The organism is Massilia sp. NBRC 108631, assembly GCF_059704565.1.
Map to the genome: position 1 here is coordinate 80,187 of NZ_BAAKJE010000034.1, position 17,468 is coordinate 97,654.

Consider the following 17,468-nt stretch of genomic DNA (forward strand, 5'->3'; position numbering starts at 1 on the left):
ACATGGCTTTCACCCAGAGCGACCCCGGCAAGTTCCTGCGCGCGCAAGCCGCCAATGTTGCATACTATGAAACTGTTTCATCACCACCGAGGGGTGGCATCAGATTGTTGCTTCCGTACCAATACCCACTTACGAGGACTGATCGCATGAAAATACCTGGCACGCACAAGGCGTCTACATTCCGCCGCTCCCGCTGCACCCATGCAGTATTACTCGCACTTGGCAGCATAGGCTTGAACGCTTACGCGCAAACCATGCCGCGCGTGGAAATCACCGGGTCCAGCATCAAGCGCATCGAGGGCGAGGCGGCACTGCCGGTGGAGATCATCAAGCGGGAAGACATCGACAAGTCCGGCGTGACCACCGCCGCCGAACTGCTGCAAAAGATTTCCTCGAACGTGGGCGGCCTGACCGATGCCTCCAGCGTCAGCGACGTCATGGGTGGCCAGCGCGGCTTTAACGGCGCCAACCTGCGCGGCCTGGGCGTATCGAGCACGCTGGTGCTGCTGAACGGCCGCCGCATGGCCAACTTCGCCAGCCCCGGCGACAATTCCGGCGTCGACCTGAACAACATCCCGGCGGGCGCCATCCAGCGCGTGGAAGTGCTCAAGGATGGCGCATCGGCCATCTACGGTACCGACGCCATGGGCGGCGTGATCAACTTCATCACCCGCAAGGATTACCAGGGCGGCGATGCCAGCGTGTACGTGCTGCGCACGGACGAAGGCGGCGGCGGCAAGAAGTCAGCCTCGCTGTCCGGCGGCTTCGGTTCATTGAGCACCGACCGCTTCAATGTGTTCGGCGCGCTGGACGTGCAGCAAACGGACCGCCTGGCCAGCTCGCAACGCCAGTTCATGCAGGAATACAGCCTGCCCGACCGATTGTCGCCACAGCTGTCGAGCTATTCTTTCCCCGCCAACGTCGACCTGACTGCCGCCCAGCTGGCGGCGCTGAATAAATCGGGCTACCTGAAGGGCACCGGCCCCGGCGGCACCTGGGCGCCATCGCCGGGCCGGCGCGTCAGTCTCGGCAAGGAAGCCTGCGTAAACGGCAGTCCGAACGTGGTGCGCCCACTCGGCCCCGGCGGCACGGAAGGCTGTTCCTTCAACTACATGGGCGACTCGGAAGTCTATCCGGACTCCAAAAAACAGAGCTTTATCGGCCGCGCCACCTTCCAGGCGTCGGACGACCATCAACTGTTTGCGGAAGTACTGCTGAGCAAAGCCGAGACCAGCTACGCGGCCTCGCCCGCCACCTCCGGCGCCATCAACGGCGCCAGCACGGGCATCTCCCTGCCGGCGGACCTGCAAGCCAAGACCGGCATCACCACCCCGGTCAACTTCCGCTTCCGCCTGTCGGACGCCGGCCGGCGCACTTCGGAGGTCACCAGCAAGGCCTCGCGCTTCGTACTGGGCGGGACCGGCAAGGTGGGCGACTGGGAATACGATACGGCCTACAACCACAGCGTCAACAAGGCCACCGACCTGGACATCGACGGCTGGGTTTCGCGCAGCAAAATGCTGGCCGGCATTGCCAGCGGCAAGTACAACCCCTTCGTCCCGGCCACGGACGACGCGGGCCGCAAGTTCATGGACTCGATCAAGATCCACGGCGCGGCGCGCATGTCCAAAGGCACCAGCGACAGCTTCGACGGCAAGCTGACCCGCCCGCTGATGGCACTGGCCGGCGGCGATGTGATGCTGGCGGTGGGCGCCGAACTGCGGCGCGAGAAGACCGCGTTCAGCTCCACCGACGCGCTGCGCACCAACGACGTGCAGGGCGACCGCGCCAGCTCCGACGAACTGCTGGCCGACTCGTCCAACTCGCGCGACATCGCCGGCATCTACACCGAGATCAACGCGCCGTTCAGCAAGGAATGGGAAGGCCAGTTCGCCATCCGCCACGACCGCTACAAGGGCGTGCATGATCCGCTGACCAATGTCACCACGCCGAAACTGACCACCACCAATCCGAAAGTCGCCATCAGCTACCGTCCGAACAAGGCGGTGCTGGGCCGCGCCTCCTTCGGCACCGGCTTCCGTGCACCGTCGATCGCCGAACTGTTCCTGCCGGTGCGTTCGGGCACCACGGCCAGCTTCGTGAACGACCCGGTGTCGGGCGAAATTGCCCAGTTCGATCTGGACCGTTACGGCAACCCGTTGCTGAAGCCGGAAAAATCCAAGCAGTTCTCGGCCGGCCTGGTCCTGGAGCCGAACAGGAACTGGAACGCCAGCCTGGACTACTGGATCATCCGCAAGACCGACATCATCTCGGAAATCGGCGAGCAGACCGTGTTCGACAACCCGATCTACTACAACGATCCGGAAATCGTGGTGCGTGACGAGGATGGCTTCGTGTCCTACCTGCAGTTCAAGAAGGAGAACCGGGGCAAACTCAACACCTCCGGTCTCGATATTGCGCTGAACTGGTATGGCGACGCTACTTCGCTGGGCCGCTTCAGCGCCAGCCTGAACGGTACGCTGATCACCCAGTACAAGTTCCAGTCCGATCCCAATTCGCCGATGGCCGATGGCCTGGGCGTGTTCCGCGACGACAAGGCCGTGCAGCGCTGGCGCCACAAGCTCAATGTCGACTGGACCTTGGGCGCCGTCAATCTGAGCCTGGGCAACACCTTCTTCTCCAGCTACCGCGACCAGAACATCCCTGGCCTCGCTGACCCAGGCTGGAACGACCGCGACGTGAAGGCCTATTCCTTGTGGGATCTGACCGGCAGCTATGCGTTCACCAAGCAGCTCAAGCTGCGCGCCGGCGTGATCAATATGTTCGATACGCCGCCGCCGTTCACCAACCAGTCGCGCTACTTCGAAGTGACCTGGGACCCGACCTACGGCGATCCGCGCGGCCGCTCGATGTTTGCGAACCTGCAGTACAAGTTCTGATCCTCCCATCAGGCGCCCCGTCCTGCCTGGCGGCAGGTGGGGCGCTGTCGCGTTAACCACTCACGACGGCGCTCACGGGCAATTCGGACTAGAATTGCATCCTCTTCATGTCCAAGGTTGTGCGTCGATGAAAAAAATTCTGATGGCTGGCGTCCTGCTGGCGTCGCTGTGCGCCGGTGCGTGGGCGCAGGAGTGCAAGAGCCAGGCGGAATATGCCAAGGCGCGAGAAGTGATCAAGGACCTGGGCCGCATCGTCGCGCCGTCCGGCGTGCAGGACGCCTACAAGACCAAAATCGGCGGCATCGATCAATGGATCAACGTGCGCGGGCAGGAACAGAGCAACCCTGTGATCCTGTTCATCCACGGCGGTCCGGCCTCGCCGCTCATTCCAGCCATCTGGCAGTTCCAGCGTCCTTTGGAAGAATACTTCACCATCGTCAATTATGACCAGCGCGGGGCCGGCAAGACCTTCAATGAAACCGCGCCGGATGCGCTCGGTGACAGCATCCACATCCCGCGCTATATCGACGATGCGATCGAAGTTGCGCAACACATCAAGACCCGCTACCACAAGGACAAGGTCATCCTGATGGGCCACAGTTGGGGCACAGTGATCGGCATGGGCGCGGCGTTGAAGAGGCCGGACCTTTTCTATGCTTACGTCGGCATTGGCCAGGTGATCAGCACCCAAGAGAATGAACGCATCAGCTTTGACTACGCGGTCGAGCAATCGAAGGCGCACAACAACGGGAAGGCCGTCGCAGAACTGGCGTCCATCGCGCCCTATCCTGGCGACCAGCCGCTCACCCGCGAGCGTATCGTCACGGCACGTACCTGGGCGCAATATTACGGTGGCTTGAGTGCCTATCGCGACAGTTCGAACTATTTTTTCGCCGCCGGCAAATTGTCGCCAGAGTATAACGACTGCGACGTCCACGCCATTAACGCCGGCAATATGTTCTCGCTCGGCCGTTTGCTTCCGGAGTTTCTCAGGGTCGACTACCGCAACGTGCGCAGCTTCCCCATCCCGGTCGTGATGTTCATGGGTCGCAACGATTACACCACGCCATCGGCGCCAACCGACCAGTGGCTCAAGCGGGTCAAGGCGCCCTACAAGAGCGGCATATGGTTCGAGCATTCCGCTCACATGATCCCGTGGGAAGAACCAGGCAAGACGTTAGTCAGCCTGCTCGAGACGGTGCGGCCGCTGGCGGTGGCACCGCCCAAACGCAAGTAGCTTGCCTCCACGGCAGACCTGAGTCCGTGATTCCGCTTAAAGATGGGTTAAGTCGGCGCAGGCGCCGCCAGCGACTATCCTGAAAATGCTGGCGGCGTGCAGATGGTTGAAGCACTCGGGCGTTTATTTCTATTCCCGCATCCCTGTGCTGCCCGCCTGGCCAATGCGGGCCCGGGCGGCATAACACTTTTGGCACACTTCGTTCATGAATCAGCAGAGTAGCCAAGTCTCTGCATTCTGTCTTATTCGTCCGCACGCAACTCGGTCTATGCTCCATTCCGAAGTATTTTCGGACGTGCCAATCGAGGAAGACATTAATGAAGCTAAAAAAATGCAGCGCGGGTGTGAGCCTGTTGGCTGCCTTCGCAGGATGGGGTGGCGACAACGCAATTGCCAACAGCATGACGGAGCCTGCCAAACTGGCGTTTAACTGGACTTCCAGTTCGCAGCTGATTTCGCCTCAGGCGGATCCCAACCAGACAATCTACGGCGTGAAAGATCCTTCGATTGTTTACGTGGATGGAAAATATCACGCTTTTATCACAACCGCCGGGTCTGCTGGCTGGGGCCTTGGGTACACCAGCTTCGACAGCTGGTCGAACGCGCCGGCAGCGAAAATAGTCCCGCTTGACAAGTCCCCCATGGGGCCAGGCTATCGCGCAGCGCCGCAAGTATTCTATTTCGCTCCGCAGAAGACCTGGTATCTCGTCTATCAAGGCGCCGATCCGCTGTATTCAACCTCGAAAGATATCGGCGATCCGCTGTCGTGGAGCGCACCGAAAAAGTTCTTTCCAGTCGAACCCGACATCGTCAAGGCTCCGCAGGGCGCCGGCTGGCTGGATTTCTGGGTGATCTGCGATGATAAAAAATGCTACCTGTTCAGTACCGACGATAACGGACGATTGCTGCGGTCCGAAACCGGGTTGAGCCAGTTCCCGAATGGCTTCCGCAACACTGTCGCTGTCATGTCCGAAAAAAAGGAAGACGTATTCGAGGCAAGCAATACCTACAAGATCGCCAACACGAATACTTACATCACGCTGGTGGAGGCAATATCGCCTGCGGGACGCTACTTCCGGATCTGGAAGAGCGATAGCCTGGACGGAAAATGGGAGCCCTTCTCGTCCGCGCCGATGAACGCTTTCGCGACGCGCGATAACGTGGAACGGATCTGGTCGGAAGGGATTTCGCACGGCGAACTGGTGCGGACCAATACCGATCAAACGATGACAATCGACCCTTGCCAGCCGCTGGAGTACCTCTTCCAGGGAAATGACCCTGCAGTGCGCGTAAATGATTACATCAAGATTCCGTACCGCCTGGGCGTGCTCACGGCGAAGGGGCCGAATCCCGTCAGCGCCCTCTGCCGGCGGCCCGGCGCGGCATCCCACTGACAATCGCTGCGGCGGTGCACCCATCGCGGCCGCCCAGCTAATTCGCCTCGCTCCACTCCCGTAGGCGAAAGGCAGGGCTGACAGCAGCTTGTAGCCTGACATCAAGTTGTGTCTTAACGGCCTAGGCTTGGACGCAGGTAGCCGAGATCCGGTGGCGGACCGTTTGCAGACTGGACAGCTGACCTGCTCAGCAACTCCGAGGGGAAGGGGAATCAGATGCCGCTCGAGAAACTAAGACCTCTCGTGCCCGAGTTCGTATTCGTCCTCACGCACCGATACAGCTATTTCGCAGCCACGATAGTGTCGATCATCTGCTGGGAATAGGCAGCGCCCGTTGCTTCGGTTGTCTCCATCATGGCGCGCCAAAGCGGGACGATGCCGACGCCCAGCTTGTCGAAGCGCATCAGCCCGCAGGCATAGATGCCGTCAAAGGTATCGACGGCACCGCCCAGTTTCTCACAGGCCGCAGCTTGCTTCGCGCGGTAGGCTTTCACTGCTTCCTCGCTGAACAAGCCAGTCTGGGCCAGGGCGTCAAGTGCCATGGCCTCGGCGCCGCCCTCGTGGATCCACGGCCCCTGGTCGTCGCCCAGGCCGCCGCGGGCAACCGCCATTTGCCAGATGTGCGCCATCTCGTGTGCTACGGTTTTGGTCGCGTACTCGCGCAGTTTCGGATGGTCAAGCTGCACTTGCTTGCCTTCCATCAGGTAAGAAACCTGGCCTGCGCCCATGATGGCGCCCCCTTTCATCGAAAAGCCCGGCGATTCGACGTTGCCAATAGCGACCATGATCAGCAGCTCGTCCTTCAACTGGCGCTGATAGGCCTTCTCGTAGTACCCGGACGTTTTTGCACCGACGTCAAGTATGGTTTCGCGCAGCCACTGCGGGGCCTTGGGATCGATCACGACCTTCACCGCACCGGCAAGGATGGCCTGCGCCGGTCCAAAGTAGGCATAGCCACGCTGCCCACCCGGCTTCAGCCGGTTGGCCGGCGGCGCGATCACGTTCTCCTGCGCCAGGCCAGCGAAGCTGAAATCGGTGTGCATGGAGAGCGTCTTGTCGCCTTGTTCGACGTCGCCTTGCAGATGGCCGAGGTAGACCGACGTCCCGCCATCACTGAAACGGTTGAACGAGACATATTCCTTGGGCGACCAGCCGTCGAAAGTCCTGATCTGCACGCTGGCAGTCTTGAACGGCTTGCCTTTCGACGCAATGACATCGAAGTCCGCTCCAGATGTCATGGCCATGCCGGGCGTGAGCACTTTCCACTCCTGCTTGCGGAACGCGCCTATGGAATGCAGTTTGACCGCCGTCACGGCTTGCGCGAAACGGTAATCCACGCGCCACAGGTCTTTCGCCACATGGCGCACGTCCACTGCTACGGCAATCTCAGGCTGCTGCTCCGCATGCACGAGTGGACCAATACACAACATCAGGAAAGCGGCGCACAGGCCAAGGAATCGCTGCATCGGGAGATCCTTCAATGACTTATGAAGGGACCTATTTTACTTGTTGGATTGCAAATAATGCAATACTCGTTTGCGCCCCCCACATGCCCCGCGTCCGGTCCATCACCGTGGCACCCCGTAGCGCACCAGCGGATGAGGGGTTGACCTTTTTTGAGACACTCGGCTACGGAGATTTGTAGAACCTGGCTATCTGTGGGATAAAGCGCTGGGGATTCGCGCCCGCGAGATTGGTAAGCACAACGACCGCCAGTCGATCATCCGGATAGACGAAAAAGGCGGCACGAGCGCCACCGATCCCTGCCACTTGCAAGTTGGGCGAGGTTTGCAGTACCGGCCATCCGGCTGCCCAGGCTCCGTCAGCTCCGCTGTTCAGCTTTTCTGGCGTCCACATGCGCTCGACATTGGCTGCTCTAATTAGCTTGCCGTTGGACAGCGCGATGATCCAGCGCGCTACTTCATCCGCGGTGGTTTGGATTCCGCCACCAGCCCAAAGGCTATAAGGCATATCGTAAATCCAACGGGACAAGCGATTGTCATCGTCTCTCGCCATGGTTCCACGTGGTGAGTAGCTATAAATTGTCGCGGCGTTGGGAACCAGATCATAGCTATCGCCAAAAGTCGATAAAGGCATGCCTGCCGGCGCGAACTGATGCTCTGCGAGATATTGCTCATACGGGATTTTCCCTTGCTTGGCAATGATCTGCGCCAGCAGCCCATAATTGGTCTGATTGTAGGCAAACCTATCGCCAACGGGCCCATCCATCGGGCGCATCTTGACCGCCTTCCAGGCATCGCGCTCACTCCCGCCTCCAATCAGGCCCTTCTGATCGACGATGTCGGGCAGGCCTGACGTATGCCCTAGTAGTTGACGGATGCGAATGCTCCGCCAAGCCTCAGGCAGGTCATCCAGATAGCGCGAGGCAGGGGCGTTGAGCTCTACCAGTCCGGCTTCGACCAACTGCATCATGGCGACGCCGGTAAACGTTTTTGTCGCGGAATTGATGGGAAACAGCGTCGCATGAGTGACAGGTACGCGGTTCTCGACGTTGGCCAAGCCATAGCTTTCTGACAAAACAACCTGACCATCTTTGACGACCGCAATCTGCAAGCCAGGAATTCGCAGATCCTTCATCGTCCGCTGTATCGCTTCCCTGGCCAATTGATTGGCTTCATTGACCGTACTCGCCGAGGCGTTAAGGCAGGGAAACCAAAGTGCAACAGCGACGGCGGCAGGTGTGACGAGATACTTCATAAACTGCATGAATCCTCCTTCATGTTAACTGTGAGTGACGATTTCGTACCTGTGATGCGATTCATTACTTCACTGTATCAAGTTTCCTTGCCGCACCATCGGGAAGTGTGACGAGAGGTAAAAAGAGGCCGCCAGACAGCGCATTTGCGAGACGGACTGCAACACGTGGGCCCGCTGCGATACAGGTCGCGCGCCCGCCCTTAAGCAAGACCAGGCGACCACCTTTTCACAGCGTTGAATCTTTGCTCTGCATCGCGGAACAGCATTTTCACTCTCTCGACATCCCAAGGGCGTTCGACTAGTGTCTCGTGTTCCCATTCGCTTCTGGGCTCATCCGGAGCGAAGAAATCCCCGCCATAAACATGTATCGCCGATGTCATCTTGCTGATTGGATTCAGAACTGAATGGATGGTATCCCGCCCAAGCGCCACAACGTCACCTGGCCCAAGCGATCTTGCGCTTGCCGCCTCGATGATCATTTCTTTCCTGCGCCAGAATATATTGTCTTCTCTGCCTGAATAGATGCCAATTACCGCAAACATTTGATGGTTATGCGGCATGAGCACCATATACGGTGCCCAAGTGAACTGGAGAATGGTCAAGTCATGCGCCCGATATAGCGTAGTGATACCTGCACACCGAGGTTCGCCGAGCTCTGCCATTACTTTTGCTCTATTGGAAACCGCTTCTTCCACGATTTCTCGAATGGCTCCCTGACCCTCGACCACCGCAGTCCTGCAATCCTGTATGAACCGATCTTTGCTGAACATGATGACGCTCCTCACCTAGCGTGAATGCATGGAGTTGCCCCACATCTTTAAAGGACTGCTTCGCGCGATTCAACTCCTTGTGACATTCTGATTCTACGCTTGCGAGAACGCCCTGCGCGGAGATGAACCGGACAGTAGGATTCTAGAGATGAAACGGCAACGCCAGCATGCCGGGCCCGGTCGCACCGGCATACAACAGTGTGGCAATGCCCCACCCGATCAGTAAAACTCCCGCACCGCGGCCGATCCAGTAGCCTGCGGGAACAAGCTTCTCGGCCAGAACCAGGATGGCCAGCCCGGCAATCCAGCCCAGGTTCATGATGCCGCCGACAAAGAGCAGTAGCATCAGCATCCAGCAACAGCCCACGCAGTAGACGCCATGCAGCACTCCCATCACGAACGCGCCACGCGCGCCGGATCGCCAATGGCTCAGCACGAATTCCAGGGGGGAACGACAGCTTTGCAGGCAAGTCTTCTTAAGCGGCGACCATTGATAGAGGCCTGCCGCGATCAGTATTCCACCGGCCAGGGTCTTGCTTGTCGTCTCCATCATGGGCGAGAGCAGGGCAAGCCGCTCCATGCCATACTGAAGCGCAACCGCGGCGAGGCTGAAGGCGGTCCAGATCGCGACATAGCCGGCGGCGAAGATCCCCGAACGCGCGGTCGGCATGCCGCTTGTGTCACGGCCGCGTGCAATCGCGGTGTAGAACAGGATCATTGATGCGGCGCTCGGCAGCATCATGGCCGCCATCATCACAGTCCACATAAGCAACATAACGAGGGCATGGCCGGGTGTCCACGGGCCCGAGCTCATGGGCATCAGCATGCCATCCATCTCCTGCATGGTGCCTGCGCCGGCCAGCAGATAGGTCCACGACAGCACGATAACGGCCAACACGCCTGCAATCACGAGGAGGCGATCGTACCGCAAGGCTCGTTCTACCAAGCCATTGCCGCGCCCACGAGCGCGCTTCATCTACGCTTCCACGCCATGCGGCGTTTGCACGACATCGGCCAGCGTACTGTGCGTTCCCCTGGTATCGAACCTGATGGCGCCAGTGCTGTGGATATTCGCTGAGGCGACTTCGCCCTCCCGGTGCTCGAACCCTTCTGGCATGACGACTTGAATGCGGTGCGGGGCGCCCGTCACGGGGTTCTTGATCGGTTCTACCTCGGTTGTGAGCACGCCCGGAATGTCGATGCCCGCGACCCTGGCGAGCTTGTCGAACTCGAAGTGTATGGGCGCAAAGATCGGCTCATGCATTGTCGCCACGATCAGGCTGAAAATATGGAACAACGTTCCTTCCGCAGAGTTTTTCCCGGACAGGATGGCAAACAATGCTTCGCGTTGCGCCGGTGTGGCGCGCTCATCGATGATCGCTTGCGCCTCGCCGTTGCCTTCGTGTAATGGCCCGGGAAAGTGGACTGTAACGAAAAAACTCAGGCCGCCAAGATCGGTCGACTCAAAATTTCCCTTCGTAATCCGCATCCCGAGAAGGCCTTTGCATTCTCCATTGGTGGGGCGTGCATTGAAATCGCACGGGCATCCAAACGCACAGTTGCAGTTCTTGACCCATTCGCCTTCCAGCCGCCAGTCTGCTCGTACCATGATCGCATCCTCCCAGTCGCAGTGTGCCCAGCTCTCAGCAAGGCAATGCTGTGGGAGGCGGCAAGCCTCCCGCAATTCACTGTAGGTCGTATCCATGGTGTCGGCAATGGCTTTTCTATATCCCAGAGGGGGGCCAGGGTCAGAATGCAAAACGCCGACCTGTGAAGGTCGCCATTTTGACTGGAAATTCTGGTGGCCCGGGGCGGAATCGAACCACCGGCACAAGTCACCGGTGGAAACGGCGGAGCCATCGGGCCGGTTACCACCAGACCGCCCAGCATGGGGCGCACCGGCTCGGCAATGCTGCGCAAACGCATCACCCGACCGTTCAGGGCTTGCCAGGCCGCGCTCGAGGTCCAGCTTCAACGCACCGGCTTGCCCAGTGCAGTGCTGCGGGCCGCAGGACCAGCCGTGGCTGATGAGCTTCTTTCCCGTTTATGCGCTTGGCAGAAGTTCCGGAGCGAGTCGGAGGGGCGGATGGTGTCCGCGTTTCACTTCTTCGTCCATCTTCGTACTCACTGATAATTTCCTCAATTATGACGCGAGCAGGAATTCAGTGGGTCGTTACACAATCATGCAAAAGTGTCGCCACGTCGGGCGAACTAGCGCTGTCATTTTACGCTGAAAGCTACTGCCATTTCTTGTGGCAACTGATCATCTAGACCCTACAGCTATGTCCGCTTTTCGCGCCTTAACTAACATTACTGAACAACTCGGCCGTCCAATCGGCGAACGCTCGCATGGCCGGAGAGAGAAAGCGGTGATGGGGATAAACGAGTGATATCGGCACAGGTGCGGGCCGCATATCAGGAAGCACCTCGACTAATTTTCCGCTTCGCAAATGGTCCGCCACTAAAATTTCAGCCAACTGCATCAAGCCGACTCCGTCAAGGCCAAGCTTGATGTACAACCCAGTCTCATTAACTGCAACCGTCCCGGGAACTGGAACAGTGACGCTGTCCCCGCCCTCCACGAAATGCAGTTCGCCATCCCGACGCGTCGTACTGGAAAAGTAGTGTACCGCCCGGTGCCGTTGCAAAGCCTCCAGATCCTCGGGAATACCCTTCTCATCCAGGTAGCACGGCGCCGCGCAAGTAATCCACCGCAGCTCACCCAAGCGGCGCGCGACCAGCGTCGAGTCATGCAGTCTTCCGGTACGGATCACGCAGTCGACTCCGTCCTGAATCAGGTCCACCTGACGATCATTTATGCCGATCATTAGATAGATATCGGGGTAGCGTTGCTGGAATTGCTCCAACTGCGACAGGATAACGGCATGCGCAATGCCGCCCGGCATATCGACCCTCAGTCGCCCTTGCGGATGCTCCATCGCCCCATGCAGGCTGGCTTCCGTATCGTCAATGAGATCAAGTATCTCGCGGCAGCGGTAAAAGTACCGCTCCCCCTCTGGCGTCAAGCTAAGGTTTCTGGTGGAACGGTTAAGCAGGCGTGTCTGCAGATGTTTTTCCAGCCTCTTGATGATGCCGGTAACTGATGATGCCGGTAGGCCCAAGGTCTCTGCCGCTCGGACAAAACTCTTGCTTTCAACCACGCGAAGGAAAACTTGCATTGCCTGAACGCGATCCATTTCTTGCCCTGATACCGATATAGAAAACCGAACTATACCGCAAGATTGTTCGCCTTTTCTGCATGATGAAAACCTCTAGGGCCACTTTTTCTGCGTCATCCGTGTTGCTACAGTGCAGTCACATAAGTCATCAGGAGTAATCAAGAATGTCCAATCAAGATCGCCAACTGCATGTACCTCTCACGGTGAACCCAGCGGACCCTAACGCCATGTCTCACAATATTCTCGTGCTCGGCGCCGGAGAACTTGGCCTACCAGTGCTGCGCAGTCTTGCACGCGGCGCGAAGAGCATCGACGGTGTGAAGATCAGCGTCCTGCTACGCGCAAGCGCCGTTGAGTCCACCGCACCGGACAAGCGACGTGACATCACAGAGATTCGGGAACTTGGTATCGAGATCGTCGTGGGCGATCTTGTGAAGAGCTCCGTTGACGAACTTGCCGAAGTATTCGCACGATATGACACAGTTATCGGTTGCGCCGGTTACGCTGCCGGGATCGACACGCCGATGAAATTAGCGCGCGCTGCCTTGCAGGCGCGAATCCCAAGATATTTTCCGTGGCAGTTCGGCGTCGACTTTGATGTCATCGGACGCGGCAGTCCGCAAGACATTTTCGACGCACAGTTGGACGTGCGGGAGCTTTTGCGCAGTCAGCACCAGACTGAGTGGGTCATTATCTCGACAGGTATGTTCATGAGCTACCTGTTTGAGCCCGAATTCGGCGTTGTCGACCTGCGCAACGACGCAATCCATGCACTGGGCAGCCTCGGCACCGCAGTGACGCTGACGACTCCCGATGATATCGGGATGCTGACTGCCGAAATCGTGTTCGAGAAACCTAGAATTCGGAACGAGATTGTCTTTCTGGCCGGCGACACAGTGACTTATGGCGAGGTCGCCGACAAGTTGGAAGCGTCCCTTGGCCGGCCCTTTAGCCGTTCGGAATGGAGTGAGGAGTATTTGCTCGGCGAACTGGCCCGCGACCCGCACAATATGATGAGCAAATATCGTGCTGCCTTTGCCCAAGGACGAGGTTTCGCTTGGAACAAGAGCGGCACGTTCAACAGCCAACGCGGCCTTCCGGTTACCGACGTGGTCACGTGGATCAATGCAAACCTGACATCCAGCCGCGGCAAGTAAGCCCGGCCGTCACGCGGGCATAGGCATCAGACCAGCTTGCGACCGCTGCGCGCTAGTCGGTGCGGTCGCCTGTGGCCGGGATCATGCTATAACCTGAATTCTTTAAATACCAAAATTAAAGCCCTGCACAGGTTGCAGGGCTCCAGTTTTAATCAATCACGGAAATTTACATTTCCATGCAGCAACCCTACTCCCACTCGATTATCAATCACAGCCTGAAGCCATTGATTTCATGCGTGAATTTCAGTCAATCCGAGTTCGATACCATCAAAAATACCATCGCATCAATTCATCGAACGCCTTCGAAAAACAACGTTGAGCGCAACAATTCATCATACAACAGCAGGAGTTTAGCAGAGCGCCACGCCGCGCTCTCCGATACCAAGACCGTCGGTGAATACGGTCTCTCTGGCCCAACTGACCCGCCAAGACGCCCCGCTCCACCGAGCGTTGGCGTCTCCGCTGTTAGTCCCTGTCAGTTTTCCGGATTGCGCGCCATGACGATCCACGCCGCGCCGTCGATCATCACTGACCGCTCTCCGGCGTAGCCAGAGAAGGCGGTACGAACCGCGGACGAGGCGCGGGCGCGGATGTCGTCGGCCTGATCAGCGAGCGCGCGCGACAGCGGCCCTACTTCGAGCGCCATTTTCACCGCGTCGTCGATCGCTGCGTCCCGCGTTCCGCCCTCGCCCAACGGGATGGGAGCATCGAAAGGCGCGATAGCGATATCCGCGAAGCCAGCCGCCATCAGGATGCGCGCCACCCGCCCCCGGTCGCCGAACGAAAATGGACCGGGGGCTTCGGGATCGGGCGGCGCGATCGACGGGACGATGCCTTTGATCGCATCCATTGGCAGGCGCACCCAATCGTTCTCGGCCGCGCCGCGCCAGCAGACGAAAGCGACCCGCCCACCCGGCCGGAGCGCGCGTCGCATATGGGCGAACGCCCTTGTCGGATCGTCGAAGAACATCACCCCGAAACGGGAGAACAGGATGTCGAACGCGCCCTCGGGCAGCTCGGCGCTGCTGGCGTCGGCCACTTGGAAATGGACCGGCGTATCCGGTGACGCAAGCGCGCGCGCCCGGCCGATCAGCGGTTCGGAGATGTCCAAGCCCAGCACCTGCCCCGACGCCCCGACGCGGGCGGCCAGAGCCAAACTCGACGCGCCCGCGCCGCAGCCGACGTCCAGCACGCGCTCGCCCGTCCCGGGTGCGACGGCTTCGATCGCAGCCTGGCCGAACAGCGCCGCCATAGCGTCGAGCCGGGCCTGGTTGGCGACCCAGCGCTCCCCACTTTCGCCATTCCAGTCGGCGACCTGATAGGTATTACTCTCTGCCATGTCAAATCCTTGTTCTGATTCGTTCTCAACTAGTTGCCTTAACTTGCTACCTTTTGATCGAGGCGTAGGGCAAAGGGCGCTGCTCAGCCCATGCCGCAATCAGCTCCGCGATCGCCACGGGGGCCTCGATGTGCAGGAAGTGACCGACGCCGGGGACGACTTCCAGCGCGTGCGGACCGGCGAACCGATGTCTGTCATTGACCTGTTGGGGTAAGATGCAGCCATCGTCGGAACCGTGGAGCTGCAGCAGGGGCGTTGTGATCGGCTGAGATAGGCGACGCATCGCCCCAAGCATGCCGGGTCGCAGCAGGCCCCGGTAGTAGCGCAAGGGCGCAGGCATACTCGCCCGCAGGGTCTCGTGTAGCTCCGCCTGGAGAGCTGGCTCGAGCGAGAGGCCGGGCGACCACTGACGCCATAGGTGGTCGATGAGGGCGAGATCTCGGGCGCTGACGATCCAGCCGCTTCCCGGCAGTTGGAAGAGCCCCATGTACCAGCTCCGGCGTAGCTGAGCGAGGCGCGGCTGGCTCAGAAACGTCAGTGGGTGGGGGAATGCCAGCGTTACGGCGCGTTCAATCCGCTCCGGCGCGGCGACGCAGACATCATATGTGATCGCGCCGCCCCAGTCGTGGCCGATCAATTCTACGGCTCGCCTGGGAGACCAGCGGTCGATCAACGCGAGCACGTCACCGGTAAGGGCGGCCATGTCGAACGGCCCCGCCGTTGGGGACGGGGCGTATCCGCGAAGCCAGGGGGCGACGACGTGACGTCCACGGCGACCGAGCTCGGCAAGGAAGGGCATCGCTGTCGGCGGATGGTCGGGGAAGCCGTGCAAGACAAGTGTCGGCTGACCAGTGGGATCACCACCCTGCAGCGCGTGAAAGGTGCCGTGTGGCAGGTCAAAGGTGACGTGTTTAAAGTCCATGTGGGTCAGGTTTCTCTAAAAGCGGATGGACAAAGATGCTGATGCTGACTTCAGCTTCACGGGTTGCGGACAAGTGCGTTTCCTCAGGCGCCGGTGCGGGTCAGCCGGCCAAACGGTTCTTCGTGACACCGGCCCGCAATCTTCACGATATGGCGGCCTGCGGCACGCGGGGAAAGGACTCTCAACTCTCAAACCAGCATCGATTGCTGGGCGAAGATACCCGCCATCGCGCCCTGCGATGATGCAACTGTGACCGAAGGCAGGAGTGGCGTGGCGAGGTCGCCAGCGGCGTAGATGCCGGGCATACTGGTTTGGCGGCGTTCGTCGACCTTGAGGCCGATGCCGGCAGGTGTATCCACCGTGGCGAGGCCCAGTGATTCATGCAGGCCTGCGGACGGCCTGTTGCGCGGTTGGGCAAACAGGACGTCAACCGCGATATTGCGGCGGGTATCGAGATTGACTGTGGTGATATGCCCCTTGTGATGGGCGATCTCTACGATCCGGCCATCGACGACAGGTATCTTGCGGTGCGCCAGATCGGCCTGGATATCGGGCGGAATGTCATGACCATCGGCGAAGACAGTCAACTTGTCGGTCCAATGTTGGAACAGCCTGACAGACTGGTGCGACTGCGGGCCGGACCAGACGAAGCCCCAATGCCGGCCGGCGATTTCAAAGCCGTCGCAATAGGGACAGGGCACGATGGACGTGCCCCAGCATTCGGCAAAGCCCGGAACATCAGGCATCTGGTCGGCGACGCCATAGCTCAGGATCAGGCGGCGCGCCCCATGGCTTTCGCAATCACCAGTGAGGACGGAGAAATCATCGATGGCGCCGGAGACACTGTCGGCACGGGCACTGACCAGCCTGATCGTGGGATAACGCGCCAGTTGCTGCCGCGCCTCGGCCAAGATGTCCAGTGGTGGCTTGTGATCGTGGCCGAGCAGGCCATGCGAGTGACTGGCAAAGCGATTGCGTGGCAGGCCGGTATCGAGAACGGTGACCTTGCGGCGGGCACGACCGAGCTGCAGCGCGGCGGCGAGGCCGGCAAAACTGCCGCCGATGATGATGACGTCATTCATAGTGATGGGCTCCGTGTTGTGGATGGAGGGGGATATCGCCGGGCGTACTAGCCATTGGCTTGCGCATTTTGAATACTGAACGGTATCATAATTGACGAATTTAAATACTGTCAAGTACTTAAATTATCGTGACCGAAAACAGCTAGGGGCGGCGCGGCCGGCCCGCCAACGAGGCCCGAGGCCAAACGATAGTCGACGCTCCGTACGAACGCTTTGGGGAACTGGGTTTTCAAGCGACGACAATGGATAAGGTCGCCCAGCGGGCGAAGATTTCCAAGCTAAGCATCTATCGGCACTTCGAGAACAAGGAGGCGCTGTTCAGCGCGGCCCTTGTGGCCCGCTGCCATCAGTTTGCACCACAGGCCCTTGTTGAAAGCGTCGACGGTTCGGCCGAAGATCGGCTCATGGTTGTAGGATCATCGCCGCTTCGCACGCTGTTGAGCCCGGAAGTCCGCCGTGTCGAAGCCACGATCATGGCCGACAAGACGAATCAAAAGTCGTTAAGCAAGCTCCATTACGAAGCCGGGCCCGCCCATGCCATCGCCCAAATCGAGGCCCTGTTGCGTCAATTGCACGCGAAGGCGGTTCTGAACGTGCCCGATCCTCTCCGGTCCGCCCGCTTGTTTCCTATAGCAGGTCGGCCATCGCCATGTTCCGCGCCGCGCACGGTAGCAATGGCCACGGGGGCGGATAGTGATCTTAATGCTGTCGGGCTAAGGGGAGGAAAAACCGGGGACTCGGATCGGGGAATATAAGAAAAAGGCCCTGTA

General features: G+C 59.5%; 13 protein-coding genes, 1 tRNA gene and 1 pseudogene. 5 read left to right on the top strand and 10 right to left on the bottom strand.

Features of this window, described 5'->3' with window-relative positions; genetic code table 11:
- Nucleotides 1-233 precede the first annotated feature (233 nt).
- From AC6H42_RS03490 to AC6H42_RS03500, 3 genes are all read left to right on the top strand, one after another.
- On the top strand, nt 234-2,900 hold the full coding sequence (locus AC6H42_RS03490) for a TonB-dependent receptor (protein ID WP_497547419.1): 2,667 nt from the start codon (nt 234-236) through the stop codon (nt 2,898-2,900).
- Between the two features lie 127 nt (nt 2,901-3,027).
- Nucleotides 3,028-4,137: an alpha/beta hydrolase gene (locus tag AC6H42_RS03495; RefSeq protein WP_057156253.1), complete on the top strand. Its 1,110-nt coding sequence runs from the start codon at nt 3,028-3,030 to the stop codon at nt 4,135-4,137.
- A 317-nt stretch (nt 4,138-4,454) separates the two neighbouring features.
- Nucleotides 4,455-5,531 carry a glycoside hydrolase family 62 protein gene (locus AC6H42_RS03500; protein ID WP_497547420.1) on the top strand — a complete coding sequence of 359 codons (1,077 nt, stop codon included), beginning with the start codon at nt 4,455-4,457 and terminating at the stop codon, nt 5,529-5,531.
- A gap of 281 nt (nt 5,532-5,812) precedes the next feature.
- Here AC6H42_RS03500 and AC6H42_RS03505 read toward each other — a convergent pair whose 3' ends face one another.
- The 7 genes from AC6H42_RS03505 to AC6H42_RS03535 form a co-directional block, all read right to left on the bottom strand.
- Nucleotides 5,813-6,997: a hypothetical protein gene (locus AC6H42_RS03505; RefSeq protein ID WP_497547421.1), complete on the bottom strand. Its 1,185-nt coding sequence runs from the start codon at nt 6,995-6,997 to the stop codon at nt 5,813-5,815.
- Nucleotides 6,998-7,160: 163 nt separating this feature from the next.
- Nucleotides 7,161-8,258, bottom strand: coding sequence for a serine hydrolase domain-containing protein (locus AC6H42_RS03510; protein ID WP_497547422.1), 1,098 nt, complete (start codon nt 8,256-8,258; stop codon nt 7,161-7,163).
- 191 nt (nt 8,259-8,449) lie between these two features.
- On the bottom strand, nt 8,450-9,019 hold the full coding sequence (locus AC6H42_RS03515) for a hypothetical protein (protein ID WP_057156251.1): 570 nt from the start codon (nt 9,017-9,019) through the stop codon (nt 8,450-8,452).
- Nucleotides 9,020-9,161: 142 nt separating this feature from the next.
- Complete coding sequence (locus AC6H42_RS03520) at nt 9,162-9,995, bottom strand: DUF2182 domain-containing protein (protein ID WP_497547423.1); 834 nt, start codon at nt 9,993-9,995, stop codon at nt 9,162-9,164.
- Complete coding sequence (locus tag AC6H42_RS03525) at nt 9,996-10,724, bottom strand: DUF1326 domain-containing protein (RefSeq protein WP_229418242.1); 729 nt, start codon at nt 10,722-10,724, stop codon at nt 9,996-9,998.
- A gap of 94 nt (nt 10,725-10,818) precedes the next feature.
- A tRNA-Gly gene (locus AC6H42_RS03530) sits at nt 10,819-10,900 on the bottom strand.
- A 419-nt stretch (nt 10,901-11,319) separates the two neighbouring features.
- A complete protein-coding gene (locus AC6H42_RS03535) occupies nt 11,320-12,216 on the bottom strand; it encodes a LysR family transcriptional regulator (RefSeq protein ID WP_057156249.1) in 897 nt (298 codons plus the stop codon).
- A 185-nt stretch (nt 12,217-12,401) separates the two neighbouring features.
- Between AC6H42_RS03535 and AC6H42_RS03540 the strand changes: the two genes are divergently transcribed.
- Entirely contained in the window at nt 12,402-13,355 is a 954-nt protein-coding gene (locus AC6H42_RS03540) for an aromatic alcohol reductase (protein WP_497547437.1), read from the top strand.
- 475 nt (nt 13,356-13,830) lie between these two features.
- Here the strand turns inward: AC6H42_RS03540 and AC6H42_RS03545 are convergent, their stop codons facing one another.
- The 3 genes from AC6H42_RS03545 to AC6H42_RS03555 form a co-directional block, all read right to left on the bottom strand.
- Nucleotides 13,831-14,694, bottom strand: coding sequence for a class I SAM-dependent methyltransferase (locus AC6H42_RS03545; RefSeq protein ID WP_057156248.1), 864 nt, complete (start codon nt 14,692-14,694; stop codon nt 13,831-13,833).
- Between the two features lie 46 nt (nt 14,695-14,740).
- Nucleotides 14,741-15,616 (bottom strand): alpha/beta fold hydrolase, encoded by an 876-nt coding sequence (locus AC6H42_RS03550; protein ID WP_057156247.1) that lies wholly within the window; start codon nt 15,614-15,616, stop codon nt 14,741-14,743.
- 188 nt (nt 15,617-15,804) lie between these two features.
- Nucleotides 15,805-16,698 carry an NAD(P)/FAD-dependent oxidoreductase gene (locus tag AC6H42_RS03555; protein WP_497547424.1) on the bottom strand — a complete coding sequence of 298 codons (894 nt, stop codon included), beginning with the start codon at nt 16,696-16,698 and terminating at the stop codon, nt 15,805-15,807.
- 188 nt (nt 16,699-16,886) lie between these two features.
- On the opposite strand from AC6H42_RS03555, the pseudogene AC6H42_RS03560 reads away from it, so the two are divergent.
- Nucleotides 16,887-17,392 (top strand): annotated as a pseudogene (locus AC6H42_RS03560) (TetR/AcrR family transcriptional regulator).
- Nucleotides 17,393-17,468: the final 76 nt, after the last annotated feature.